At 69.9% G+C, this 23,113-nt stretch carries 22 protein-coding genes and 1 tRNA gene; 7 read left to right on the top strand and 16 right to left on the bottom strand.

The window, feature by feature from the left end:
- Positions 1-69 precede the first annotated feature (69 nt).
- The 3 genes from SOM18_RS14735 to SOM18_RS14725 all read right to left on the bottom strand — a co-directional run bounded on the left by SOM18_RS14735 (position 70) and on the right by SOM18_RS14725 (position 4,588).
- Positions 70-3,093 carry a TonB-dependent receptor gene (locus tag SOM18_RS14735; protein WP_320481886.1) on the bottom strand — a complete coding sequence of 1,008 codons (3,024 nt, stop codon included), beginning with the start codon at positions 3,091-3,093 and terminating at the stop codon, positions 70-72.
- Between the two features lie 80 nt (positions 3,094-3,173).
- Entirely contained in the window at positions 3,174-4,013 is an 840-nt protein-coding gene (locus tag SOM18_RS14730) for a FecR family protein (RefSeq protein WP_320481885.1), read from the bottom strand.
- Positions 4,014-4,072: 59 nt separating this feature from the next.
- Complete coding sequence (locus tag SOM18_RS14725; protein ID WP_052380853.1) at positions 4,073-4,588, bottom strand: RNA polymerase sigma factor; 516 nt, start codon at positions 4,586-4,588, stop codon at positions 4,073-4,075.
- A 269-nt stretch (positions 4,589-4,857) separates the two neighbouring features.
- Between SOM18_RS14725 and SOM18_RS14720 the strand changes: the two genes are divergently transcribed.
- Entirely contained in the window at positions 4,858-6,165 is a 1,308-nt protein-coding gene (locus SOM18_RS14720; protein WP_320481884.1) for a glycosyltransferase, read from the top strand.
- On the opposite strand, the gene SOM18_RS14715 is transcribed toward SOM18_RS14720, so the two are convergent.
- Positions 6,113-7,087: a phosphatase PAP2 family protein gene (locus SOM18_RS14715; protein ID WP_031439742.1), complete on the bottom strand. Its 975-nt coding sequence runs from the start codon at positions 7,085-7,087 to the stop codon at positions 6,113-6,115. The two genes, SOM18_RS14720 and SOM18_RS14715, sit on opposite strands and share 53 nt — an antisense overlap.
- Positions 7,088-7,289: 202 nt before the next feature.
- Here SOM18_RS14715 and SOM18_RS14710 point away from each other — a divergent pair, with 202 nt between their 5' ends.
- The 3 genes from SOM18_RS14710 to SOM18_RS14700 are packed head-to-tail and all read left to right on the top strand — an operon-like array spanning position 7,290 to position 9,315.
- Positions 7,290-7,781 carry a sterol desaturase family protein gene (locus SOM18_RS14710; RefSeq protein ID WP_042466627.1) on the top strand — a complete coding sequence of 164 codons (492 nt, stop codon included), beginning with the start codon at positions 7,290-7,292 and terminating at the stop codon, positions 7,779-7,781.
- On the top strand, positions 7,778-8,563 hold the full coding sequence (locus SOM18_RS14705) for a fatty acid desaturase (protein WP_235188297.1): 786 nt from the start codon (positions 7,778-7,780) through the stop codon (positions 8,561-8,563). The genes SOM18_RS14710 and SOM18_RS14705 overlap by 4 nt, the downstream gene beginning before the upstream one ends.
- Positions 8,560-9,315, top strand: a complete 756-nt coding sequence (locus SOM18_RS14700; RefSeq protein WP_031439740.1) for a sterol desaturase family protein — start codon at positions 8,560-8,562, stop codon at positions 9,313-9,315. Before SOM18_RS14705 ends, SOM18_RS14700 begins: the two co-directional genes overlap by 4 nt.
- Before the next feature lie 147 nt (positions 9,316-9,462).
- Here SOM18_RS14700 and SOM18_RS14695 read toward each other — a convergent pair whose 3' ends face one another.
- Together SOM18_RS14695 and SOM18_RS14690 are read right to left on the bottom strand one after the other, a co-directional pair.
- Positions 9,463-9,732 carry a hypothetical protein gene (locus SOM18_RS14695; protein WP_031393429.1) on the bottom strand — a complete coding sequence of 90 codons (270 nt, stop codon included), beginning with the start codon at positions 9,730-9,732 and terminating at the stop codon, positions 9,463-9,465.
- A 205-nt stretch (positions 9,733-9,937) separates the two neighbouring features.
- Positions 9,938-10,030 (bottom strand) — tRNA-Ser (locus tag SOM18_RS14690).
- 162 nt (positions 10,031-10,192) lie between these two features.
- Here SOM18_RS14690 and SOM18_RS14685 point away from each other — a divergent pair.
- Both SOM18_RS14685 and SOM18_RS14680 read left to right on the top strand, forming a co-directional pair.
- Positions 10,193-10,942, top strand: coding sequence for a DUF1134 domain-containing protein (locus tag SOM18_RS14685; RefSeq protein WP_056407073.1), 750 nt, complete (start codon positions 10,193-10,195; stop codon positions 10,940-10,942).
- A gap of 163 nt (positions 10,943-11,105) precedes the next feature.
- Positions 11,106-11,456 (top strand): hypothetical protein, encoded by a 351-nt coding sequence (locus tag SOM18_RS14680; RefSeq protein WP_320481883.1) that lies wholly within the window; start codon positions 11,106-11,108, stop codon positions 11,454-11,456.
- A gap of 115 nt (positions 11,457-11,571) precedes the next feature.
- On the opposite strand, the gene pyrC is transcribed toward SOM18_RS14680, so the two are convergent.
- Positions 11,572-12,606 (bottom strand): dihydroorotase, encoded by a 1,035-nt coding sequence (gene pyrC / locus SOM18_RS14675; RefSeq protein WP_320481882.1) that lies wholly within the window; start codon positions 12,604-12,606, stop codon positions 11,572-11,574.
- 82 nt (positions 12,607-12,688) lie between these two features.
- Between pyrC and SOM18_RS14670 the strand changes: the two genes are divergently transcribed.
- Complete coding sequence (locus SOM18_RS14670; protein WP_320481881.1) at positions 12,689-13,444, top strand: folate-binding protein; 756 nt, start codon at positions 12,689-12,691, stop codon at positions 13,442-13,444.
- A 418-nt stretch (positions 13,445-13,862) separates the two neighbouring features.
- Here SOM18_RS14670 and SOM18_RS14665 read toward each other — a convergent pair whose 3' ends face one another.
- From SOM18_RS14665 to SOM18_RS14625, 9 genes are all read right to left on the bottom strand, one after another.
- Positions 13,863-14,987: an OmpA family protein gene (locus tag SOM18_RS14665; RefSeq protein ID WP_031396246.1), complete on the bottom strand. Its 1,125-nt coding sequence runs from the start codon at positions 14,985-14,987 to the stop codon at positions 13,863-13,865.
- Positions 14,988-15,105: 118 nt separating this feature from the next.
- Positions 15,106-15,609, bottom strand: a complete 504-nt coding sequence (locus tag SOM18_RS14660) for a DUF2793 domain-containing protein (protein ID WP_320481880.1) — start codon at positions 15,607-15,609, stop codon at positions 15,106-15,108.
- Between the two features lie 17 nt (positions 15,610-15,626).
- Positions 15,627-17,807, bottom strand: a complete 2,181-nt coding sequence (locus SOM18_RS14655; RefSeq protein WP_320481879.1) for a phage tail protein — start codon at positions 17,805-17,807, stop codon at positions 15,627-15,629.
- On the bottom strand, positions 17,795-18,220 hold the full coding sequence (locus tag SOM18_RS14650) for a peptidoglycan endopeptidase (RefSeq protein ID WP_320481878.1): 426 nt from the start codon (positions 18,218-18,220) through the stop codon (positions 17,795-17,797). The genes SOM18_RS14655 and SOM18_RS14650 overlap by 13 nt, the downstream gene beginning before the upstream one ends.
- Positions 18,217-19,056, bottom strand: coding sequence for a DUF2163 domain-containing protein (locus SOM18_RS14645; RefSeq protein ID WP_414712127.1), 840 nt, complete (start codon positions 19,054-19,056; stop codon positions 18,217-18,219). The genes SOM18_RS14650 and SOM18_RS14645 overlap by 4 nt, the downstream gene beginning before the upstream one ends.
- Before the next feature lie 370 nt (positions 19,057-19,426).
- Positions 19,427-21,703 carry a DUF2460 domain-containing protein gene (locus SOM18_RS14640; protein WP_320481876.1) on the bottom strand — a complete coding sequence of 759 codons (2,277 nt, stop codon included), beginning with the start codon at positions 21,701-21,703 and terminating at the stop codon, positions 19,427-19,429.
- Between the two features lie 238 nt (positions 21,704-21,941).
- On the bottom strand, positions 21,942-22,502 hold the full coding sequence (locus SOM18_RS14635) for a tail tape measure protein (RefSeq protein ID WP_320481875.1): 561 nt from the start codon (positions 22,500-22,502) through the stop codon (positions 21,942-21,944).
- The gene (locus SOM18_RS14630) at positions 22,495-22,689 is read right to left on the bottom strand and encodes a phage tail assembly chaperone (protein WP_320481874.1); all 195 of its coding nucleotides are present in this window, start codon (positions 22,687-22,689) and stop codon (positions 22,495-22,497) included. The genes SOM18_RS14635 and SOM18_RS14630 overlap by 8 nt, the downstream gene beginning before the upstream one ends.
- Complete coding sequence (locus SOM18_RS14625; RefSeq protein ID WP_320481873.1) at positions 22,689-23,003, bottom strand: gene transfer agent family protein; 315 nt, start codon at positions 23,001-23,003, stop codon at positions 22,689-22,691. The genes SOM18_RS14630 and SOM18_RS14625 overlap by 1 nt, the downstream gene beginning before the upstream one ends.
- Positions 23,004-23,113: the final 110 nt, after the last annotated feature.

Raw genomic sequence — 23,113 nt, 5'->3', positions numbered from 1 at the left:
CCCGTGGCAGGTGTGTGGAGATACGCCGTACGCCCGCGTCCGCGGCGGGGAGCGCCGCGGACGCGAAGGTCAGAAGCTGGTGGTCACGCCGAAGGTGAAGATGCGGCCGCTGCGCGTGTAGACGAGCGTCCGGTCGGCGCTGAGATCGGCGAACTGCTCGATCGGCCGGTTGGTGACGTTGATGCCCTCGATCACGAAGCGCAGATTCTCGACCGGGCTGTAGCGGATCTGGAAATCGACGTTGTTGGTCGGCCGGATGCCGTCGCCGACATTGGCGTTGCTGCCCGCGCCGGTGATGTAGCGGCTGCGATAGGCGGTCGAGACGCGCGCGCCGAACCGCTCGGTCTCGAAATACAGCGTCGCGTTGGCGGCCCATTTCGACAGGTTGAACAGCGGGATGGTCTGGGCGACGCCGTTGTAGATCGCCTTCTGGTCGCCATCGATCCAGGTGCCGTTGGCGACTACGCCGAAATGGTCGAACGGCGCGGGCAGGAAGGTGAAGTCGTGCTGGACCGCGGCCTCGACCCCGCGGATGCTGGCGCCGTCGCCATTGACGGGCCGCGTATAGTTGTACGGCGTGGTGCCGTCCTGCCCCGGCAGCAGCAGCGAGACCGGAAAGCCGGTGGCGCTGTAGGGCACCTGCGACGTCTCCGAGGTGATGAAGCTCGCCAGATCCTTCCAGAACACGCCGACCGACGCGAAGCCGTTGCGATCCATATAATATTCCAGCCCGCCTTCCACCGAGGTCGAGCGGAACGGCTGGAGGTTGGGGTTGCCGACCGACACCGTGCCGCCGAACGGCGCGACCGTCAGCGTGCCCGCAGCGGCAAGCTGCGGCAGGCCGGGACGGTTGACGTTGCGGCTCGCCGACGCGCGCGCGATCAGCTTGGGCGTGAGGTCGAGCGCGATGTTGAGCGCGGGCAGCCAGTCGTCGTTGCTGGTCTTGACCGTCACGGGCTGGAGCACCGTGACGCCGTTGGTCGCGGTCGCGAGCGACCCGCTGGAGACCAGCGCGGTATGATAATAGCGCACGCCTGCATTGCCGCGCAGCCGCATCGAACCGAGTTCGGTATCCAGATCGAGCTGCGTGAAGCCCGCCCAGCTCGTCTCGCGGATGCGGAAGTCGCTGCCCGCGGTCAGGTTCGCCGCGGTCAGGTTCCGGTTGTTGCCGAGCAGCGCGTAGATGCCCGCGACGTCGCCGCCGATATAGGGGATCAGGCTGTCGCGGTTGATCACGTATTTCAACGCGTCGGGTACCGCGCGGTCGCTGGTCGCCTGCGTCCCGTAGAAGATGTTGGTGAGATACTGGTACCCGCTGTTGGTGAAGCGCTTATACTCGCCGCCGAGCTCGAGCTTCAGGATCGGCGACACCGTATAGACCGCCTGGAGCTGGCCGTTGCGGTACGCATTGTCGATCGTGTTTTCCTGCGTCACCAGCCGCTGGACGTTCCAGTTCGCCGGCTTGGTCAGGTCGAAGCCATAGGTGTTGACCGGGATCGTCGGCTGCATGTCGAAACTGAACGCGGTGTTGCGCGCCTGCAGGAAGATCTTGTCGAACGTCGGCTGCGCGAACGCCGACTTCTGATAGCCGGCGAGCGCGGTCAGCGTCAGGCGATCGCCGACCTTCCATTCGGCATTGGCCACCGCCTGATAGAAATCGGTCTGGTTCTCGACCCGGTGATGCTCGGTCCGCTGGTCGATCCCGGTATAGCTGGCGGCGACGAGCGAATTGCCCTGGATCGTCGCGGAGCGGATGACCTGCGTGCCGCTGACATTGCCGGTCAGCGCGTTATAGCCGCCCGCCGCGATCGCCCAGTCGTCACGCTTGTCGGCAAGGTGTCCGTAGAGCAGGTCGACATCGAGCTTGAACCGATCGCCCGGATGATATTGCAGCGCGCTGGTGACGCCGATCCGCTCGCGGTCGGTGTACCAGGTCGAGGGCGACTGCGCCTGCGGTGCGAAGATCGTGCCGCCGCGCAGCAGCGCGCGTGTCGCCGCATCGATCTCGGGCCCGATATTGTTCGCGCCGTAGGTGACCTTGCCCCAATTCCAGTTGCGATAGCCATATTCGTTGTTGCGGATCTTCGAATAGGCGACCGAAACGAGCGCACCGAAATCGCCCTGGCGCTGCGAGAACAGCCCGACGAGCCGCGGGGTGATGCCGCTGGTCTGGTCGTTGGTCTGGCCCTTGGCCGACAGCACGATCTTCTGGCCGTCATAGTCGAACGGCTTGGCGGTGAAGAGCTGGACCGTCCCGGCGATGCCGCCTTCGTCCTGATTGGCGGCATAGCTCTTCTGCACGCTGACGCGGTTGAACAGCTCGGACGCGAACAGGCTGAAGTCGAAGCCGCGGCTGCGGCTGACGTTGCCGCGATTGTCCATCCCCGACGCGGTATTGCCGAGCACCTCCATGCCGTTCAGCTGGGTGCGCGTGAAATCGGGGCCGAGCCCGCGCAGCGCGATCTGGCGGCCTTCGCCGGTGTCGCGGGTGATCGCGACGCCGGGGACGCGTTGCAGCGCTTCGGCGAGATTGAGGTCGGGAAAGGCGGCGATGTCGGACGCGACGATATTGTCCTCGGTCCCGACCGCGCGGCGTTTGAGCTCCTGCGCGGCGAGCAGGCTGCGGCGATAGCCATTGACCACGATGTCGTCGGCTACCGCGACCGGCTCAGCCGCCAGCGTCGACACGCCCCCCGCGACGCCCCCCGCGACTGCCGGCGTGGCTACCGGTGCGGGTGCGCTGACGGTGCGCAGGCCCGGGCGCGGTGGCGCGCGTCGCAGCACCAGCACGCCGTTGCTCTCGACCGGGTGCAGGCCCGTGCCGCGCAGCAGCACGGCGAGGGCCGCCGGCGCGGTCAGCCGCCCGCTCACCCCGCCGGTCCGCTGTCCCTGGATCAGCGCGGGCGCCGCGATCACCTGCATCCCCGTCGCGCTCGAATAGGCCGACAGCGCCGCCGCGAGGTCGCCTGCGGGAATGGCGAACGCGCGTGCCCCCGCCGACTGCGTGCCCGCCGGCCGGGCGTGTGCCGCCGCTGGCGCCATAAGCGCGCATACCGCCAGAGCGAGTGCCGACGTTCCGTAAAACCGCGTCATGATAATCCCCCGTCATGGCGCCCCCACGCGCCATTCGGGAGGAAGACGGCGCAGCCCGACGGATCCGGACAGTGTTTTTTTCAGCGTGCGGGTTCGAGCGCGAGCCCCCCGTCCCGCTCGACCACCGCGAACCCGAACCCTCCGCCGATCGCCGCCAGGAGCTGGCGCGGATGATCGGTCCGGAAACGGCCGAACACCGTCGTCGAGGCGAGCGGCTCGGCAGGGCGCGCGATCCGGACGCCGCCCTGCCGGTCAAGGATCTCGACCAGATCGTCGAGCCGCATGCCCGCGGTGTCGATCCAGCCCTGACGCCAGTCGGGCAGCGCCGGATCGAAGCGCTCGGGTACCGCCGTCACGCCGCCGCGGATGCTGCTGCGATAGCCCGCCCGGACCACGACGCCGCGCCCCGCGCCCGCTGACGCCGGGTCAAGCGGGTCGAACCCGACCGCGCCGCGATAGACCGCCAGCGCGACCTGCCGCCGCGTCAGATCCAGGTCGAACGCGGTGCCGAGCACGCGCGTCCGGCTGGCCCCCGCACGCACGACGAACGGGCGCGCGGCATCGTGGCGCACGTCGAAGAACGCCTGGCCCGCCAGCAGCCGGGCGCTGCGCCCGGCGGTCGTGTAGACGACCTGCAGTCGCGTCGCGCCGTTCAGCCGGACGGTGGTGCCGTCCGCCAGCGTCGCGGTCGCGCGCTCGCCGGCCTGCGTCGCGAACAGCTGCGGCGATGGTGCGACCGCGGCGGGCGGCGGGGCCATGCGGAGGCCGAGGACGAGCAATACGGCGACGACCGGCGCGGTCGTCGCCGCGACGACGACGGACCGCCGCCGCCGCCGGAGCGCGCGGACCTGCTCGTCCGACAGCCGGCCGCACTGCAAAGCGGCGGTCCGCAACGCATCCGTCAGCGCGGCATCGGTCAAGGCCGCGCCCCCGCCCCCGCCCCCGCCCCTGCTGCCCCCACCCCTGCTGCTGCCCGCGGTCACGCCCCCGCCTCCATCGTGAAACCCCGCCGCGCCAGCGCGGTGCGAAGGTCGGCAAAGGCCCGGACGACATGCTTCTCGACCGCGGCGGTGCTCATGTCGAGCCGGTCGGCGATCGCCGCGGTGGTGAGGCCGTCCAGCCGTCGGCGCAGGAATATCTCGCGGCGCAGCGGCGGCATGCGTTCGAGCGCGCCCGCCATCAGCGCGACCGCGCGGCGGAACGCCACCACCCGATCCGCCGCCGGCAGCGGACAGACCATCGCCTCGTCCAGCTCGACATGCGCGCCGCGCCGGGCGACGCGGTGATGATCGCGCAGCAGATTGCGCGCGATCGCGAAGCAGAGCGCCTTCATATCCTCGACCCGCGCGCTCGCCTGATAGGTGAACAGCCGCAGATAGGTTTCCTGCACGACGTCGTCGCCGTCGGCGTGATGCCCCAGCCGCCCGTGCACGAACGCACGCAGCGCGCGTGACAGCGCCGCGTCCGGGCATTGCATCGCCAGCGCCGGCGTCACCGGCCGGTGCTCCCCGACGCCCCTGAAAACCCCCGCGTCCCTGTTCACCACGCCCCCCGCTTGCGATTCGGGGCGTCTTATGCGTCCATCGTGAAGCCGGGATGACACCGCGCAGCCGCGCGGGTCTTGGCAGGCGCGGCCATGCGGCGTGATCGATCCCAGGGGTAGATCGTTACCAAGTTATACTCGATCACCGTATTGCGACTATCGCGCGTCGCATCCATGCTGATAGTGGCGGCCCTACCAGACGGCGTCGGAAAGCTCCTGAATTGACTGTTGCAGGGCGGCATATCGCCATCATCGCGCCGCCGACCGTCGGGCACATCAATCCTCTGGTCGCGCTGGGCACATCGCTCGTCGCCGCGGGGCACCGGGTCACGCTGGTGCATATGGCCGACGTCGCGGCGATGCTGCCTCGCGGCGATGTCGCGTTCGCGCCGCTCGACCATCCCGCCGATCGCCAGGGCCTGCTGGCCGAACATTATCGCAAGCTCGCCCAGCCATCGGGGCCGGTCGGGCTGCCGCGCATGATCCGCAGCACCGCGGCGATGACCGAGCTCCTGCTCGCGGCGCTGCCGGCCACCCTCACGCGGCTGGGCGTCGATGCGGTCGTGGCGGATTCGGTCGAGCCGGCGGGGGCGCTGGTGGCACGCCATCTCGGCCTGCCGTTCGTGACCGCGATCACCGGACTGCCGCTGCTCCGCGAACCGATGATCCCCCCGCCCTTTCTCGGCTGGGCATACCGGGCCGACGCGCTCGGGCGGAATCGCAACAATGGCGGCTATGCGGTCAGCGACCTGCTGATGCGCCCGGTGACCCGCATCGTGACGACCTATGCACAGCTTTGGGGGCTCGATCCCGACCCGCAGCAGCAATGGTCCGACCGCCTGCAGATCGCGCAATGCCCGGCAGGACTCGACTTTCCGCGCACCGCCCTGCCACCGAGCTTCCGGTACGGCGCGCCGTGGCGCCTCGACGAACCCGTGGACGACATCCCCGAAAGCGACGGCCGACCGCTGATATATTGCTCGCTCGGGTCGCTGCAGGGCGCGCGCCGGTCGCTGTTCGCGGCGATGACCGCCGCCTGTGCCGCGGTCGGTGCGCGCGCGGTGGTCGCGCATGGCGGCGGCCTGAGCGACGGCGACGCGGCCTCGCTGCCCGGCGACCCGCTGGTCCGCGCCTTCTGGTCGCAGACGCGCATCCTGCCGCACTGTTCGGCAGCCATCCTCCACGGCGGCTTCAACACCGTGCTCGACGCGCTCGCGGCGGGCGTGCCGATCGTCACCGTCCCCTTGGCGTTCGAACAGCCGGCGACCGCGGCGCGGCTGAAGCGGATCGGCGCGGCGCGCATCGTATCCGCCGCCGACGCCGCCAAAGGCGGGCTCGAACCGTCGCTCCGCCATGTTCTTACTGATCCGGGCTATCGCCGCGCGGCCGGCCTGCTCGCGGCGGAGATGGCCATGGCGGGGGGCGCCGCCGACGCGGCCGCGTGCGTCGAGGCGGCGCTGCGCGACAACGCGATCCTTATGCCGGCAGGCCTGGACCCGGCTGAGGACAGGGCTGCCCGCGCTGCGTGAGGCGCTGCGCCGCGACGATCGCGGGCGGCGCAAGCAGCAGCCCCATCAGCACGTCGACCCCGTAGTGACCGCCGAACACCGGCGTCGCGACGATCGTCATGATCGCCCAGCCACGGCCCGGTCCGGCAAGGCGCGGCATCGCACCGAACGCCCAGATAAAGATCGCGGCGAGCGTCGCATGGAAACTGGGAAAGCTGACGATCCCCATCAGCATGGTGAGATCGAGCACGCGCAGCGATCCGTCGCGAAGCCCCGAGATCAGCCCCTGTTCCATCCACGCGATCGACGGCCAGAGATGCACGTAGCGCGCCGGGTCGAACAGGTTTCCCATCGCGGGCGTCAGACCCGAGATGAGGATCGTGACGAACCCGGACAGGATCGCGGCGCACACCATCGTCCGCAGCGTGTCGAACTTCCCCATCCCGCTCAGCGCGACGATGACCACGATCATCTGCACCGTCAGGCTGTGATAGGCGAGGCCCAGCAGCCAGATCAGCGGCGGACACTGGTCGAGCAACGCGAGCACGACCGGCCAGTCGAAGCCGACCGCACGATCCGCCGCCGCCAGCCGGGCATCCCACAAGGTGCCGGACTTCGCAGCCAGCGCATAGGCGAGGACCACGCCGAACAGTGTGAACAGCGTCATCTGCAGAAACGCCCTAGCCCCCGCGGCAAGACGCGGTCGCGCGCTGTACCGGCCGATCGCCAGCGCGCCGCCCAGCGCGAGCAGCGACACGACCGCCGGCACCGCCCGCAGCGGATCGACCGTGAAGTGGTCATCCTGCTGCGCGACGAGGAAACTGAGGATCATGGCTGCGACCAGCAACCAGGACGGGGTGTCGCGGTGGTCGGCACGGAAATTCGAAGCGGGCATCGGGGTCGAACGCAGCGTCCCGCCCTGCGGTGCCGCGATCGATCGCATCCGTATGATTTACCTGTGTATGCTACCGCGAGCCACCGACTGCCGCGGCGACGCCGCGCGTGCTTTTATGGCGGCGCGCCCTCGCATCGTCCGCCCCGAACGGTTATATATACGCCATGTTGAATGCACTGCTTCTGGTCAGCGCCGATTTGCCCGATCGCGCGTCGTGACCTGGGTCGAGAAACTGGCGATCGTCGTCGGCATGGTCCTGTTCATGGAGTGCTTCGCCTGGGCGACGCACCGCTATGTGATGCACGGCTGGGGCTGGGGCTGGCACAAGTCGCATCACGAGGAGCATGAGGGCTGGTTCGAGAAGAACGACCTTTATGCGATCGTCTTCGCGATCGTCCCGATCGTGCTGTTCGTGGTCGGGCTCTGGTACCCGCCGCTCTGGTGGGCGGCGCTCGGCATCACCGTCTATGGCGGCATCTACGCCTTCGTCCATGACATGCTCGTGCATCAGCGCGGCGGCTTCCGCTGGGTCCCCAAACAGGGCTATTTCAAGCGGCTGCTCCAGGCGCATCGCCTGCACCACGCGGTCGAGGGCAAGGACGGTACCGTCAGCCACGGCTTCCTGTTCGCACGCAAGCCCGCGGTGCTGAAGGCGCAGTTGCGTGCCAATGCCGATGCGCAGCGTCGTGCCGCCCGTCCCGCGCGGACCCCGAACACCAGTCCGGCAGACCAGCGCGGGTGAGCATCACCGCCGCCCACCCGTCGGACGCGATGAAGCGCCAGATGCGGATCGGCGTGTCGCTGTCCGCCGCGATCATGGTCGCGTGGCTCGCCATCCACATCACCGGCATCTTCTTCTGGCAGTGGAGCCTCGCGACGCTGCCGATCGCGGTCCTGATGGTCCTCGTCCAGACCTGGCTCTCCACCGGGCTGTTCATCGTCGCGCATGATTCGATGCATGGGGCGCTCGCGCCCGAGCATCCGAGGCTGAACCGGGCGATCGGTGCGACCTGTCTCTCGCTCTATGCCTGCCTGTCCTATGCGTCCCTGCTCCCGCAGCATCATCTCCACCACAAGCAGACCGGACGCGCCGGGGATCCCGATTTCCATGGCGGCGATCCGCGGCTGACCCGCTGGTTCCTGCAGTTCTTCAAGACCTATTATTCGCACGGCCAGATCATCCGCATCACGCTGGTGGCGCTGGTCTATACGTTGCTGCTCGGCGCGCCGCTCGGCAACATCGTGATCTTCTGGGCGCTGCCCGCGCTCGGCGCCGTCGCGCAGCTGTTCGTATTCGGCACCTGGCTGCCGCACCGCGAGCGCGACCTGCCCTTCGCGGATACCCACCGCGCGCACAGCCTCGACATCGGACCCGCGCTGTCGCTGATGACCTGCTTCCACTTCGGTGGCTATCATCACGAACATCATCTGTCGCCGGGCACGCCGTGGTGGGGGCTGCCCGCGCGGCGGCGTGCGCTTGCGGTTCGCGCCGCCAACCGCCGCGGTGTAGAGGACCCCGCATGACGCTCGCCATCATCCTCTCCGCCATTGCGATGACCGTCATCGTCGGGGTCCGCTATCTGCTCGTGTCGGGCGCGTTCGCGTGGATCACGACGCGCAAGCATCCGGGGCTCTATCTCGGGCTCGATCCGCAGGTCCGGCGCGAGATCGTCTGGAGCCTCGCCTCCGCCGCGCTCTACGGCATCCCCGCCGGCGTCGTCGCCTGGGGCTGGCAGCATCGCGGCTGGACTGAGGTCTATGCCGATGTCCACGCCTATCCGCTCTGGTACCTCCCGGTCTCGGTGTTCGCCTATCTGCTCCTCCACGATGCCTGGTTCTACTGGACGCATCGCTGGATGCATCGCCCCGCCCCGTTCAAGCTCGCGCACGCGCTCCATCACGCCAGCCGTCCGCCGACGGCATGGGCGGCGATGGCGTTCCACCCGATCGAGGCGCTGAGCGGCGCGATCGTCATTCCGCTGCTTGTCTTCTTCGTACCGATCCACATCTACGGGCTGGGGGTCGTGCTGACGATCATGACGGTGATGGGCGTGACCAACCACATGGGGTGGGAGATCTTCCCGCGCTTCATGTGGAGCGGCCCCTTGGGTGGATGGCTGATCACCGCCAGCCATCATCAGCGCCATCACGAACTCTATGGCTGCAATTACGGCCTGTATTTCCGCCACTGGGACCGGCTGTGCCACACCGATCGCGGCGTCGGCGATTTCACGCGTGAACACGCCCGCGCCGCCCGGCGGGCCGATGCGGCCTGACCGGCCGACTGCGCGATAGGCGTCGCTGGCGGTGCCCGGCTCAAAGTCCCCGAACGCAAAAAGGGCATCCGGGTCGCCCCGGATGCCCTTCTCTGCACGTCGCTCGGGGTCGCAGGCAGCTTGGCCCGCGACCCTGAGCGCTGTGGCTCAGATACCGTTCGACAGATTGGTATCCGCGTCGTTGGTGCGCATGTCTTCAGCCTGGTTCTGGCCGGTCGCACGCACCGCGTCAGCCTTGTTCTCTAGGCTTTCTTCTGCTGCTTCGTTGCCCGTGAGGTCGGCAGCGTCCTCGAGGTTGTCAGCGACCGCCTCGGTGTTCGACTCGATGTTGTCGGCTGCCTGCTCGCGCGGGCTGGTGTTGCAAGCTGCGAGCGAGAACAGGCCGGCAGCGACGGCGACAGCGAAAATCTTCTTCATGATCAACCCTCTTAGTGGTGCCACACGCATACACGACACCAGCCGAGATTCAACGCCGATCCGTTAGGTGGGATATCGAAGCGCCGCGGTGATCGAAGACGCCCGACGTGAAAGTCGCGCCTGGCCTAGCGCGCAAGCGGCCCGTTACCCAGCGTCGGCACGCTACAATGGGGGGCACATCACCGATACGCTGTGGTGACGAAAATGGCGGAGACGGAGGGATTCGAACCCTCGGTACCAGTAAACCCGGTACGGCGGTTTAGCAAACCGCTGGTTTCAGCCACTCACCCACGTCTCCGGCTGCAGCAGATGCGGGGCTATAGCGAGGGTCTGCGGCGGGGGCAACCGTCGTTACGCGGGTACCGGACGCGAATTCGACTCTTCCCGCCGTTTCATTCATTGCGGGGTCAGGCGGGGGTTTGTTAACTCACGCGCACTCGGCATTGGGGAAGATAGCATCATGCGCAGTTTCTGGCTTGGCCTCGGCGCCTTCGCAGCGTCGATCGCGAGCAGCGCGCCCGCACAGGTCCGCACGATCGATCCCAACCAGGCGATCGACGGGGATCTCGCGCCCCAGACCAGCACCACCCCATCGCGGGGGCAGCAGGTCCCCGACCAGCGCTATCCGGAGCCCGCGCCGGTCGAGCCGGTCCAGCCCGCCGCGCCGCCCCCGCCCGCGCCTGGCCCCGGTGCGACGACGCGCGCGGAGGCGACGATGAGCGCCGCCGACACCTATGAGCGCGACGATCTGCTCGCCGCGGGCGAAGGCGTGTTCGGCAAGGGCGCGGCCGGGCTCGGCGGCATCCTCGAGAACATCCTGAAGGACCAGGGCCAGCCCAACGCCTATATCGCCGGGCGCGAGGCGTCGGGCGCGTTCATTCTCGGCGTGCGCTACGGCTCGGGGCTGATGAACCACAAGGTCGAGGGCGAGAAGCCGGTCTACTGGACCGGGCCGTCGGTCGGCTTCGACGTCGGCGGCGACGCGAACAAGGTCTTCGTGCTGGTCTACAACCTCTACGACACCGAGGAGCTCTACAAGCGCTTCCCCGCAGTCGAGGGCCGGCTCTATCTCGTCGGCGGATTCGCCGCGACCTATCTGCGGCGCGGCAACGTCGTGCTGATCCCGATCCGGCTCGGCGTCGGCTGGCGTGCGGGCGTGAACGTCGGGTACATGAACATCACCCACAAAAGCAGGTGGTTGCCTTTTTAAGGCGAAGGTGGGCAGCCGGCCACGCCCGGCTGACTCCACCAAGCCCGGCCGGCGGCGCGTAGCGCCGTCCGACGACGCGGGCTTTGCCCGCGGCGCGGCGCCAACACCGCGGGACAACAGCCCCCGGTAGCGCCCACCCCCACAATCGCCTAACGCCACGCGAATGGCCAAACCCGACCGCCTCGCCCGTCTCGACGCCCAGCGCGAGGACCTCGAAACCGAGTATCGCGCAACGCTGATCGCCGCGCTGGAGAAGACCGCGAACGGTTCGCTCGGGCTGTTCGACCGCAGCAGCGACCGCCGCGTCCGCACCGCGATCGCCCCGACGATCGCCACGCTACGTGAAATGGGCACCGAGATCGACGCGATGCGCGACCGGCTGATGCTCGATCCGTTCGCGCTCCACCGCGACTTCTTCGCCGCACGCGGGCCGGTCAGCGCGAGCGCACCCGGTGAGCAGAAAGAGGCGCGGCTCTGGCTCGACCGACTCGCACAGGAGGATCCGGCGAACTGACCCCCCAACCGTCATCCTGACGAACGTCAGGACCCAGGGTCACGAACGCTGTCGCTGCTTGGTTCTGGGTCCTGACGTTCGTCAGGATGACGGAAAAGGCAGAAGCGTGCGCGCCTTACCCCGCGAACCGCCACCCCGCATCGGTCCCCGCCAGGAACGGCACGACCGCGGTATCCCCCTCCCCGACCCGCTCGGGCACGATCACGCTCTCGCGCACCAGCGTCACCGTGCCCTCGTTCAGCGGCAGCCCATAGAAGCGCGCGCCATGTTCCGACGCGAATCCCTCGAACCGGTCGATCGCGCCCTCCGCGTCGAACACGCCGAGATACGCCTCGAGCGCGAACGGCGCGTTGAAGATCCCCGCACAGCCGCAGCCCGATTCCTTCGCGCCCACGACATGCGGCGCGCTGTCGGTGCCGAGGAAGAAGCGCGGGCTACCCGACACCGCGGCCTTCCGCACCGCAAGCCGGTGGGTCTCGCGCTTGAGCACGGGCAGGCAATAGGCATGCGGCCGGAGCCCGCCGTCGAACAGCGCGTTGCGGTTGATCAGCAGATGTTGCGGGGTGATCGTCGCGGCGATCGGATGGTCCGCCTCGGTCACGAACGCCGCGGCCTCGGCGGTGGTGATGTGCTCGAGCACGATCTTCAGCCCCGGATAGTCGCGCGTCAGCGGCGCGAGGGTTCGCTCGACGAACACCGCCTCGCGGTCGAAGATGTCGATCGCCTTGTCGGTCACCTCGCCGTGGATCAGCAGCGGCATGCCGATCCGCTGCAGCGTCTCGAGCACGCCGGTCAGCGCGCGGATATCGGTGACGCCGTGCGCCGAATTGGTCGTCGCATGCGCGGGGTAGAGCTTGCACGCGGTGAACACGCCCTCGGCATGGCCGCGCGCGATCTCGGCGGGATCGGTGCCGTCGGTCAGGTAGCAGGTCATCAGCGGCGTGAAATCGGCACCGCCGACCGCGGCGAGGATCCGCTCGCGATAGGCGCGCGCGGCGGCGATCGTCGTCACCGGCGGGGTGAGGTTGGGCATGATGATCGCGCGCGCGAACTGCCGCGCGCTGTGCGGCGCGACCGCGCCCAGCATCGCGCCGTCGCGCAGGTGGAGATGCCAGTCGTCGGGGCGGCGGATCGTGATGCTGTCGGTCATGCGCCCTCCTACCGACGCGCGGCAGGCGACGCCAGACGGTTGCGCGCCTTGGAAATCGCCTGGCGCGCACTAGGTGAAGGAGATGACCCAGACCGACAGCGCAACCCTTCTCGCCGACCGCGCGGTGCTGCGCATCGCGGGCGAGGACGTCCGCGGCTTCCTGCAGGGGCTGGTGACCGCCGACACCGCGTTGCTCGCGCCCGGCGCGCCCGCCTGGGCCGCTTTGCTGTCGCCGCAGGGCAAGGTGCTGTTCGACTTCATCCTCTGGGCGGACGGCGCCGACGTGCTGGTCGATGTCGAAGCCACGCAGGCCGAGGCGCTGGCGAAGCGGCTGACGCTCTACCGTCTGCGCCGCGCGATCACGATCGCCCCCGATCCGCTCCGCGTCCACTGGTCGCCGACGGGGACTGAGGGCAGCCCCGACCCGCGGCTTCCCGCGCTCGGCCACCGCTGGCTCGCCCCCGCGGACGCAGCGGCAGGCGATGCCGCACCCGCCTGGCACGCACACCGCCTGTCGCTCGGCGTGACCGAAGGCGTCGCCGAGCTGGGCAATGGCGAGACGCTCTGGCTCGAATGCAATGCGCGCGAGCTGAACGGCGTCAGCTTCACCAAGGGCTGCTATGTCGGCCAGGAGAACACCGCGCGGATGCACCACCGTTCGAAGGTCAACCGCCGCCTCGTCGTCGCGCCCTTCACCGAACCCAGCAGCCGCACCCGCGTCACCTATCCCGACCTCGCCCTGATGATCGACCACCGCCGCACCGACGCCCTCGGCGACGCCCTCATCCCCACCTGGCTCGCCCCCGCCCTCGAGGCCGACGATCCCCCCACGTCGTAAACGCCGCCGCCAGGCGCAGTGATTAGCATCTCACGCGAAGGCGCGAAGGCGCAAAGATTGCACGTCAGCCGGCTGACCGCCCCGACCACGATCAGCGAAGCCGCGCCCCGCCGCCCGGCGGCACACAAGAAGGCAGCCCCAAGATCTTCGCGCCTTTGCGCCTTCGCGTGAACACTTCCAACGCACGCCCATGCGCGACCGCGCCGAAGCATCCCGTGCGGCACGCCAAATCCTGCCCAGACCTCCGTGATGCACCCCCGCGGCCCACCCCAAAAGGCTCCGCGCCTCCGCGCCTCCGCGCGAACCAAACTTCTTCCCGCCCCAAAGAACAGCAGACAAAAGAAAAAGGAGGCCGGCTCGCGCCGACCTCCCCGATCTTTTCCCGCATCCGATCCGCAAGGACCGGAGGGCGGAAGTCTTACTGGCCCGAACCCGGACCGTAGGTGACTTCCACGCGACGGTTCTGCACTTCGCGCACGCCATCGGCGGTGTCGACGCGCGGACGGCTCTCACCGAACGCTTCGGTCGAGATCACGCCATCCGGGATCGCATGCGACGACAGATAGGCGCGGACGCCGTCTGCACGACGCTGCGAGAGACCGACGTTGTACGACGCCGAACCCGACTTATCGGCGTGGCCTGCCAGCATGACCTGTGCGTTGCCGCACGACTGGTACTGCGTGACGGCGTTGTCGAGGATCGACGCAGCCTCAGGCGTGATGTCCGACTTGTCCCACTCGAAGAACACGATGAACGGACCAGGCGAGCAAACGACCTCGACCGGCGCCGGCGGCGGCGGGGGAGCCATCGGCTCGGGTGCCGGCGGCGGGGGAGGAGGTGCCATCGGCTCGGCAGGTGCGCCGAAGTTGTACGTCACACCACCAAGGATGCTGTGCGAACGGTAACGACCGTCGAACAGGCGGTTGGTGTTGTCGACCAGCTTGACGTTCTCGGCGTTGAAGAAACGATACTTCAGCGTCGCGTCGATGTGGTCGGTCAGCGGTGCACGGATACCGGCGAGGCCCTGATAGGCGAACACGGTGTCCGAATCGTTCAGGAACGAACCGTTGTTGTTGAGGGCGTAGTTCGCCTTGACGCGAGCAACACCGACACCACCGCCGACAAAGCCCTGGATGCCGTCATCCGGACCGAAGTCCAGCAGGCCGTTCAGCATGAAGCTGAGTGCCGACGAAGAACCGCCAGCATAGTCATAGTTGTTGGCCGGTGCGTTGACGAGTGCGCCTGCACCCGTGAAAGCTGGCGTGGTCGTGGTCGACGAATAGCCGTCCACAGTAGCCTTGCGGTAACCGACTTCGGTTTCGAGGCGGAAGCCACCGAAATCGTAGCCCATGACTGCGTCGACGTCATAACCATAGTCATGGTCGACCGAACCGGCATTGTTCAGAGCACCGATGTCGTAATCGATGTCTTCAACGATCATCGCACCGCCTTCGATGCCAACGTACCACGACTTGTCGCGGGCGAGGGCAGGAGTGGCGAGTGCGGTGGAGGCGAGTGCCAGAACGACGGCAAGCTTCCGCATATAAATCCCCTTTCATGAGTGTCACACGGACATCGCAAACTCCCTATCCTTCGGCTTGTTTCCACGCAAGCGCACAAAAGTTCGAGGTGTTGCTGGAACGCCACAGTTTTTAGAGTGTTTAGGCGGCGATCAATCCGTGGCTCCTCAATAGCACCAGAACGGCGGAAAGTGTAGCCCGGGCGGACGTATCGACCACGGTTCCGCCGACCGGATCGGCAATTGCCGCGCCTTGCGCGCCGACCACCTGGTTACCACCGATCACGACTCGCCCGCCGGTGATATCGGCGGCTGTCCAGCTGGTGCCGTCATGCCGGATCAGCGTTGCCAGATCCTCGCGCCACACCGTCATGCCGGCCCGCGGCGCGGCGAACCGCCAGCCCCCCGCCGTCCAGCCCGCCAGCGCCTGCGCATGGCTCGCCCAGTCGCCGGTCGGCGCGGTCCCGACGATCCAGCACGCGCCGGGCGCGGGCGCGGCCGGCGGCACGTTCAGCCCGACCGTGACCACGCTCGGCTGGAGCAGCAGGTCGATCAGCGCGAGCGCCTCGTTATGCACCATCTCCTTCTGCGCCTGCCCCGGCTGCAGCAGCGGCAACCCCGTCCGCGCGCTCGTCTCGTCCGTCATCGCCACTCTCCCCCTCGTCACACCATCAGCACCGCGGGCAGCGACACGCCGAAGTCGCCGCGCTGGCGCACCTCGACGCGCACCGCGCCCGCTACGCGCTCCGCCGCGGACAGCGTCGCCACCGGCGCGGTCGTCTCGACGAGGCGCGTCACCCCCGCGCCCGTCACGATCCTCACCGCATAGGCTTCGCCGCCCTCGCCCAGCGGCACGTCGCCGCCATCGATCCAGCGCCACCCCGCCCGGCTCCGCCGCGTCCAGCCGAGCGTCGCGCCGCCATCCGCCGTGATCGTCGCGCGCAAGCCGACCGGCGACGGCGGCAGCACCGACGCGCCCGCCAGCACGATCCGGGTCTCGACCGGCACCGCATCGCCCACCCCCGACGCCATCACCCGCACCGTCCCGCCGATCGCCGCGACCGGCAGGTCGATCGTCCGCACCGAATCCGCGCTGATCAGCACGAAGCCGTCGCCCGGCGCCTGCGTGCCGATCGCCGCCTCGGTCCCGCGCCGCCCGCGCAGCAACTGCGTCAGCCGCCACCGCCCGCCGCCGAGCGGCGCCGCACGGCCGAACTGGATCAGCTCGCCCCCCGCCATCGCCAGATTGGCCCCCGCATCGAGCGCCGCCGCATCCGCGTCCGCCAGGCTCATGTCGCCGCGCACCAGCACCACCTCGAACGCGCCCGCCCAGTCGGTCAGCGTCGCCGGCGCCGGCCCAGCGACGACCGCGATCGTCCCGATCGTCGCCGGCGCCGCACTCGCCCCCGCCGCGATCCAGCTCGCCCCGTCGTCGAGCGAATAGAGCAAGGCCGCATGCCGCCACCCCGCCCCCGTGCCCGTCGCCGCCACCGACAGCCGCGGCGCGGCGAGCGGCGCATCCTCGAGCCCCGGCGTCTCGAACGCCGCGATCCGCGTCGTGCCGATCAGCGCATCCGCCGCACCGACGATCCGCCCGCTGCTGCCACGCACCGGCAGCGGCGCGGGCGTGAGCGGGGTCAGCACCAGGCTCGTCACCATCGCCTCGACCCGCGTCTCGACGATCCGCCACACGCCCGGTTCTCCCGCGATCTCGACACAGCCGCCGGGGACCAGCGCCAGCCCCGACAGCCCCAGCCGCACCGTCCGCCGCACCCGCGCGGTCTCGGCGCGCGCGAGCAGTCCGGTCGCGATCGTCTTGGCGGTCCCGGCATCGATCACCGCCGCCACGTCGATCCGCGCGTCGCGCACCCCCGCGCCCGGCCGCGCCACCCGCTGCAGCCCCGCCTGGTAATCGCGCGCGGCATCATAATAGCCGAGCGTCATCGTCCGCGGCACCGTCTCGATCGCCGCCACCGTCCGCGTCCGCCGCGAGCCCGCTTCCCCCTGGCCCTCGACGACTCCCGCATCGGCAACGCTCGCAACCGGCCCCGCTGCATCGCGCATCACCAGCGCATCGCCGTCCCCCGCGGACACGAACCACGCGCCGCTCGCCTCGGCCAGCGCCGCCAGCACCGCGCCGACGCTTCCCCCCGCCGCCGCGAACCCGTCGAGCGCCAGCGCCACCGCCCCCGACACGCCCCCGTCCGACACGTCTTGCGCGATCGCGGCCACCGGCACCGGCCCCGGATCGGCGATCACCTCGAAGGTCAGCGACGGGATCCGGTTGCCGTAATCAGCCAGCGCCATCCCCTCGAACACGACATAGGCGCAGCCGCGATGCGCGGGCGTCATCCCGCCGCCCTCCGCCGCCGCGATCAGCGGATCGACCGCCTGGTCCTCGCCGCCGGTGTGCAGCCGGAACCCGGTCGCGGTCTTGAAGTCGCCGCCCGCGCCGCGCAGCAGCTTCCCCTCCGCCCAGATCCGCCCGATCCCCAGCACCGGCCGCGCCGACAGCAGCACCGCGAACGACGCGGCGTAGCTATAGGTCGACACGCTCGGCTGCCCCTTGCCGCCGCCGCTCGTCGCCCGGCTCTCGATCAGGTCGGTCGCCCAGATCACCGTCCCCGCGACGCGCATCGTCCCGAACAGCTTGGGCACCTGACTGCCATAGCTCGAGGTCTGCACCGCCAGCTCGGTCAGCCGCGGCCCCTCGCGCCGCGCCGGGCGCAACAGCGTACCGTCGATCGTCCGCCCGACCAGCGCGCCGATCGTCCCGCCCAGCGTGCTCCCACCCAGCGGCCGGCCGATCACCCGCCCGACCGCATTCAAGATCAATGTCGCCACGGCCCCACCTCCCCGCTGTTCCCGTCGCCGATCCGCCAGCATCCCAGCACCGGCGCCTCGACCGGCCCCGGCCGCTCGACCACGCGGCGCAGCGCGGCATCGGCATGGACAAGTCCCCGCGTCGTCCTGACCGCGAAATGCAGCTGCCCCGGCCCCGTCCGCAGCATCAGCACGTCGCCCGCTTCCGCCTCGTCCACCCTCACCAGCACGCGATCGAGCCACGCCGCCACCCGCACCGGATCGCCGCCCCGCAGCGCATAGCCGGTCGGCACCGCGACCCCGCACCCGCCCGCCTTCAGCGCCAGCGCGACCAGCCCGACACAGTCGAGCCCCGTCGCCGCCACCCGGCCATGCACCCGGAACCGGCTCCCCACCGCCGCCAGCGCAGCCGTCTCGACTTGCCCGCCGCTCATGCCCCCGGATACCGCGTCAGCAGGTCGATCCCCGGCAGATAGGGCTCGCCGCGAAAATTCACCGCATTGCCGAACCGCCCCGCGCAGGTCGCCAGACTCCTGTCGCACCCCTCGCTCAGCTCGACGAGCACGCCCGGCACCACCGCCAGCATCGGCGCCCGCGCCAGCGTCACGCGGGTCCTCCCCGCCGCCCCCGCGTCCGACGCCGCGACCGCGCTCTCCAGCCCGCTGTTCGCCCCTCCGAACCAGCGCAGCAGCCCGCCCGCATAAGTATCGCCGTCCCCAGCCGCCGCCAGGTCGAGCGTCACGACCGCCCCCTCGCACGCGGTCACCCGCGCGAACCGCCGCCGCGCCGCCATCGCCACGCGGCACCGCCGGTCGCCCAGCGTCGCGCGACATTCGGGCGACGTCTCCTCGACCACCGGCCGGTCGAACGCCGCGCTCGCGCCGCGCAGCTCGGCGGTGAACCCGTCCTCGCCCAGCTCGACCGCGCCGATCACCCCCTCGCCCAGCGTCAGCGGATCGCGCGGATCGCTCCAGTCGACCGCGAACACGCGCACCCGCGCGCCGTCCCACCGCCCGCTCAGCAGGTCGCGCTCGCCGATCGCCGCCGAACTCAGCGCCCCCGCCACATCCATCGTATCCGCCTCCGCCCCCGGCTCGAGCACCCCCGACCGCGCGATTCCCGACGGCGTCATCCCCGGCGCCGCGCGGTGGACCAGCCCGTCGACCAGCAGATCCCGGTCATGCCCCGTCAACCCCACCGCCACCCCATCCCGCCGCTCCACCCGCCAGCACAACGCCACCGTCGTCACCCCAACATCCGCCATCGAAATTCTCCAAAACCCCTCTCCCCCCGGGGGAGAGGGAGGGGCCCACGCAAAGCGTGGGAGGGTGAGGGCACGTGAGGCTCAGGCCCGACGCCCCCTCGTCATCCTGACGAAAGTCAGGACCCAGGATCAAAAACGCCCCCGCTGCTTGGCCCTGGATCCTGACTTCCGTCAGGATGACGAACGCAAAAACCCCTCTCCCCTCGGGGGAGAGGGAGGGGCCCGCGCGAAGCGTGGGAGGGTGAGGGCACGTGAGGCTCGGGCCCTACGCCCAGCGCCCCACCCCCGTCATCCTGACGAAAGTCAGGACCCAGAGTCACAAACGCCGCCGCTGCTGGGCTCTGGGTCCTGACTTTCGTCAGGATGACGGACACCCCTACCCCTCCCGCACCTCCACCAGAGGCACCGAAGCCGCGACCCCCGCCATAAACGTCGCCCGCGCCACGCTCAGCCGGTCCTCCGCAAACCGCACCGGCACATCGAACGCGAACCCCGCGCTCACCACCGCACCCGCCGCCGGCGCCGCGTCGAGCACCACCCACCCCCCGGCCACCACCGAGAAGCCCGACGTCGCGACGCCATCGACCGCGACCGACACGCTCCCCGCCACCGGCCGCGTGATCCGCCGCGTCGCCGCGTCATAGTGCTTCACCAGCGCGTACCGCCGCGCGATCCCGTCGCCGACGCCCAGCACCTCCCCGACCGCCTCGGCATCGAACGGATCGCGCAACCGGAAGCTGCGCGCCGGCCCCATCCGCGCGCGGAAGAACGCCAGCAGCACGCCGATATCCGCCTCGCTCCGCAGCCCCGGCCCGACATCATAGCTCGTCCGCGCCTCCGCCCAGGCCGCGTTGCGCTGCTCGGCGCCGCCCGCGCTCGTCAGGATCGCGGTCGAAAACCCCGGTATCACCTCCGCCTCGCGCCCCAGCGCGAGCGGAAACAGCACGTCGTCATGCGCGTTCACGGCACCATCCCCCTCTTCGGTCTCGAAATGCACGAACCCGTCGCGCATCACCTGCGGCAGCGCCCAGACGAACGTCTCGCCGACGCCGCGCCCCCGCGCCGCCACCGCCGCCGCCTCGATCCGCGCCCAGTCGCCTGCGCGCTCGGGCGCGGTCACGAACCCCGACAGATAATGCTGCCGGTCGACCGGATAGCCCAGCCGGCCCGCGACCAGCGCGACCGCATCCGCCGACGACGCGACATCGCCCGCGGTCACCCAGTCATAATCCTCCAGCTGGAGCACATCGAACGCCGGCGACGCCCAGCCGACCGGCATGTTCGCGCGCTTCGCCTCGGGTGCCCCCGCATCGAGCACGGTCGGCAGATAGGTCAGCAGATGCGTCACGCACCCGCCCGCTTCCCCCTTTACCGCCGCGACCAGGGCCGCAGTCGACGCCGCCAGACACGCCCCCGCCGCCTCCAGTGACGCGACCTGGTCTGCGCTCTTGGCCCCGCGGATGCTCGCCATCGCCACCGGCGCGAACGCCGCGACCGCGCTGGCATCATAGAGGCACGGCCGCCCGTCGGGCATCACCCACCACCAGGGCTCGCCGACCTGGAACTGCGCCGGCAGTCCCGCCGCCACCGCGAGGCCCATAAACGCACGCGCCACCGCCTGCAGATACGCCATCGCCCCGCCATGCGCCGGCGACAGCAGCGTAGACGGCGGCTCCCACCCGGTCAGCGCGGGCGCGCCGTCCGCCGCGCGCTGTTTCCAGTCGTTCCAGCAATGCGCGTCGAACAGCTCGTAGCTCAGCGACCAGATCACGCCGTAGCCCAGCGCCTTTGCGCGCCCCGCGAAATCCCGGTGCCACGCTGCGCAAGCCGCGTTCAGCACGCCCCCCGCCAGCGACACGTAGAATCCACCGCCCGCGCCCGCGAGCCGGAAATAATGGCTCATCCCCACATAATGGACGATGTTCCCGCGATACCCCAGGTGCAGCGCGTTGCGCAGCAGCCGCGCGGGCGTCAGGTTGTAGCTGTCGTCATAGCCGCTCGCGATCCGCAGCCCATGCTCGGGCACCACCGCCTCGCCGATCGCGAGCACCGATCCCGGCCCCTCGCACGCCATCTCGGTCAGCTCGACCCAGCCCTCGCGCATCCCCGCGAGCGGCGCATCGACGCCGCGATAGTCGGGCGGCACCAGCGACACGAACATCCGGTCGATATCCCCCGCCCAGACGGGATAGCTGTCCTCGGGCAGGTCGAACCCGCCGACCAGCGCCGCGAAATCGAGCGACACCAGCGCATCCTCCGGCGTCCCCACCGCATAATTCCACAACCGCACATACCAGGCCCGCGCGACGCCCGCGGCATCGCGCCCCTCGATCGTCAGCGTCGGGCCATTGATCGCATCGAGCGGCATCACACCCCCCGACCGCCACCGGAACCGCAGCCGACACGCCCGAAAATCGCGCGCGGTCTCGTACCGCAGCAACGGATGATCATAGCGATCCTCCGCCGCCCAGATCAGCCCCGCCAGATCATCCGCCCTGTAGAACACCGCATCGACGCGCAGCGCATCCGGCCCCGTGGTCACGACCGACGCCATCATCGGCCGCGGAAAATCCACCGTCCAGAACCGCGGATCGAACCGCGACACCGTCCCCTCCACCTGCCCCGCCCGCCCCGAACACACCCACTGCGCCATGAACCATCTCCAATTCCAAAGGAGAGCGACCAAAACCCCTCTCCCCTCGGGGGAGAGGGAGGGGCCCGCGCGAAGCGTGGGAGGGTGAGGGCACGTGAGGCTTAAAAACGCCGCCCAACCCAAACCCGTCATCCTGACGAAAGTCAGGACCCAGGGTCACACACGCCGACGCACTTGGCTCTGGATCCTGACCTTCGTCAGGATGACGGCAGTAGGGATGCGAGCGAGTGCCTCCCCCTCACTCCACCGCCAGCGCCGCCCGAACCGCCCGCGCCACCTGCCGCCCCGACTGCGCGAGCACCCCCGGCGCCGCCCCCGCCGCCGCATTGACGGTGATCGCCACCCGCACCTCCCGCACGCCAGCCGAGCCACCAGCCTCGACCCGCCCGCTGCTGGAAGGCACGAACAGCTCGGGCCCCCCCTCGCCCACGACATAAGCCCGCCCCGGCGACACCGGCCCCCCGGTCGCACGCCCCGGCAACCCGCCGACCAGCCCGGCCAGCGCCTCCCCGAGCCCGCTCCCGCCCCCGCTCCCGCCAAACAGCGACCCCATCCCCGCCTTCACCGCCGCCCCCGCAATCGCATCGAGCGCGGACAGCGCGACGCCCTTCAGCTCCTCGAACCCGAACGTCCCCGTCTTCACCGCGCGCAACAGCGCCGTCTCGAGCCGCAGCGCCGCGCGCTCCGCCCCCACGCCCAGCACGTCGTCCAGCTCGCCGCGCATCGCCGCGACGTCGCGCGCAAACGCCGCGCTGTCGCCGCGCACCCGCACCAGCACGGGCTCCAGATCGTCATCCATCGGGAAAAGCCTCCTGCAACCGCGCGATCGCCGCCGCATCGGGCGGCGTCGGCATGTCCCCCGTCATCGCGCCGACCACCGCGCCCAGCTCGGCGGGCGTCGCGCGCCAGAACGCGTCGGGGCTCCACCCCAGCACCGCGCCGGCAAACCCCGCGAGCCGCCCCGCGGCGTCCGCGAACGTCCGCATCACCGCCCCGCCAGGATCTGCCGCAGCAGTCCGCGCAGCACCGGCGTCGCGACGGCAAGCCCCGCCTCGACCACCGCCTCCCCCAGCCGCTCGCGCGTCAGCCCCTCGGGGCAATCGCGCAGGCAATGCCAGAACAGCGCCACCATCTCGCCAATGCCCAGCTTCCCCTCCGCCGCCCGCTCGACCAGCGCGAACAAGGGCCCCAGCTCCTCCTCCGCCGCCACCAGCGCCGCAAAACTAGGCCGCACCACGACAACCTCCCCGGAGACCCGAAGCGCCCCCTCCCCCCGAACAGAATTCGCCACATCGATCATAAGAAATCCTCCAAAAACCCTCTCCCCCAGGGGGAGAGGGAGGGGCCCACGCAAAGCGTGGGAGGGTGAGGGCAAGTGAGGCTAGGAACACCGCCCCCACCCCACCCGTC

The sequence above is a fragment of the Sphingomonas sp. CFBP9019 genome (assembly GCF_034045155.1).
Lineage (GTDB): Bacteria > Pseudomonadota > Alphaproteobacteria > Sphingomonadales > Sphingomonadaceae > Sphingomonas > Sphingomonas aerolata.
The sequence above is the reverse complement of the archived record's forward strand: the minus strand, read 5'-3'. Positions and strand labels throughout refer to the sequence as shown.

Coding starts and splice junctions, on each gene's coding strand:
- SOM18_RS14735 (WP_320481886.1), bottom strand. CDS start 3,093: ATGACGCGGTTTTACGGAACGTCGGCACTCGCTCTGGCGGTATGCGCG.
- SOM18_RS14715 (WP_031439742.1), bottom strand. CDS start 7,087: ATGCGATCGATCGCGGCACCGCAGGGCGGGACGCTGCGTTCGACCCCG.
- SOM18_RS14710 (WP_042466627.1), top strand. CDS start 7,290: ATGGTCCTGTTCATGGAGTGCTTCGCCTGGGCGACGCACCGCTATGTG.
- SOM18_RS14700 (WP_031439740.1), top strand. CDS start 8,560: ATGACGCTCGCCATCATCCTCTCCGCCATTGCGATGACCGTCATCGTC.
- SOM18_RS14695 (WP_031393429.1), bottom strand. CDS start 9,732: ATGAAGAAGATTTTCGCTGTCGCCGTCGCTGCCGGCCTGTTCTCGCTC.
- SOM18_RS14685 (WP_056407073.1), top strand. CDS start 10,193: ATGCGCAGTTTCTGGCTTGGCCTCGGCGCCTTCGCAGCGTCGATCGCG.
- SOM18_RS14680 (WP_320481883.1), top strand. CDS start 11,106: ATGGCCAAACCCGACCGCCTCGCCCGTCTCGACGCCCAGCGCGAGGAC.
- pyrC (WP_320481882.1), bottom strand. CDS start 12,606: ATGACCGACAGCATCACGATCCGCCGCCCCGACGACTGGCATCTCCAC.
- SOM18_RS14670 (WP_320481881.1), top strand. CDS start 12,689: ATGACCCAGACCGACAGCGCAACCCTTCTCGCCGACCGCGCGGTGCTG.
- SOM18_RS14665 (WP_031396246.1), bottom strand. CDS start 14,987: ATGCGGAAGCTTGCCGTCGTTCTGGCACTCGCCTCCACCGCACTCGCC.
- SOM18_RS14660 (WP_320481880.1), bottom strand. CDS start 15,609: ATGACGGACGAGACGAGCGCGCGGACGGGGTTGCCGCTGCTGCAGCCG.
- SOM18_RS14650 (WP_320481878.1), bottom strand. CDS start 18,220: ATGAGCGGCGGGCAAGTCGAGACGGCTGCGCTGGCGGCGGTGGGGAGC.
- SOM18_RS14640 (WP_320481876.1), bottom strand. CDS start 21,703: ATGGCGCAGTGGGTGTGTTCGGGGCGGGCGGGGCAGGTGGAGGGGACG.
- SOM18_RS14635 (WP_320481875.1), bottom strand. CDS start 22,502: ATGGATGACGATCTGGAGCCCGTGCTGGTGCGGGTGCGCGGCGACAGC.
- SOM18_RS14630 (WP_320481874.1), bottom strand. CDS start 22,689: ATGCGGACGTTCGCGGACGCCGCGGGGCGGCTCGCGGGGTTTGCCGGC.
- SOM18_RS14625 (WP_320481873.1), bottom strand. CDS start 23,003: ATGATCGATGTGGCGAATTCTGTTCGGGGGGAGGGGGCGCTTCGGGTC.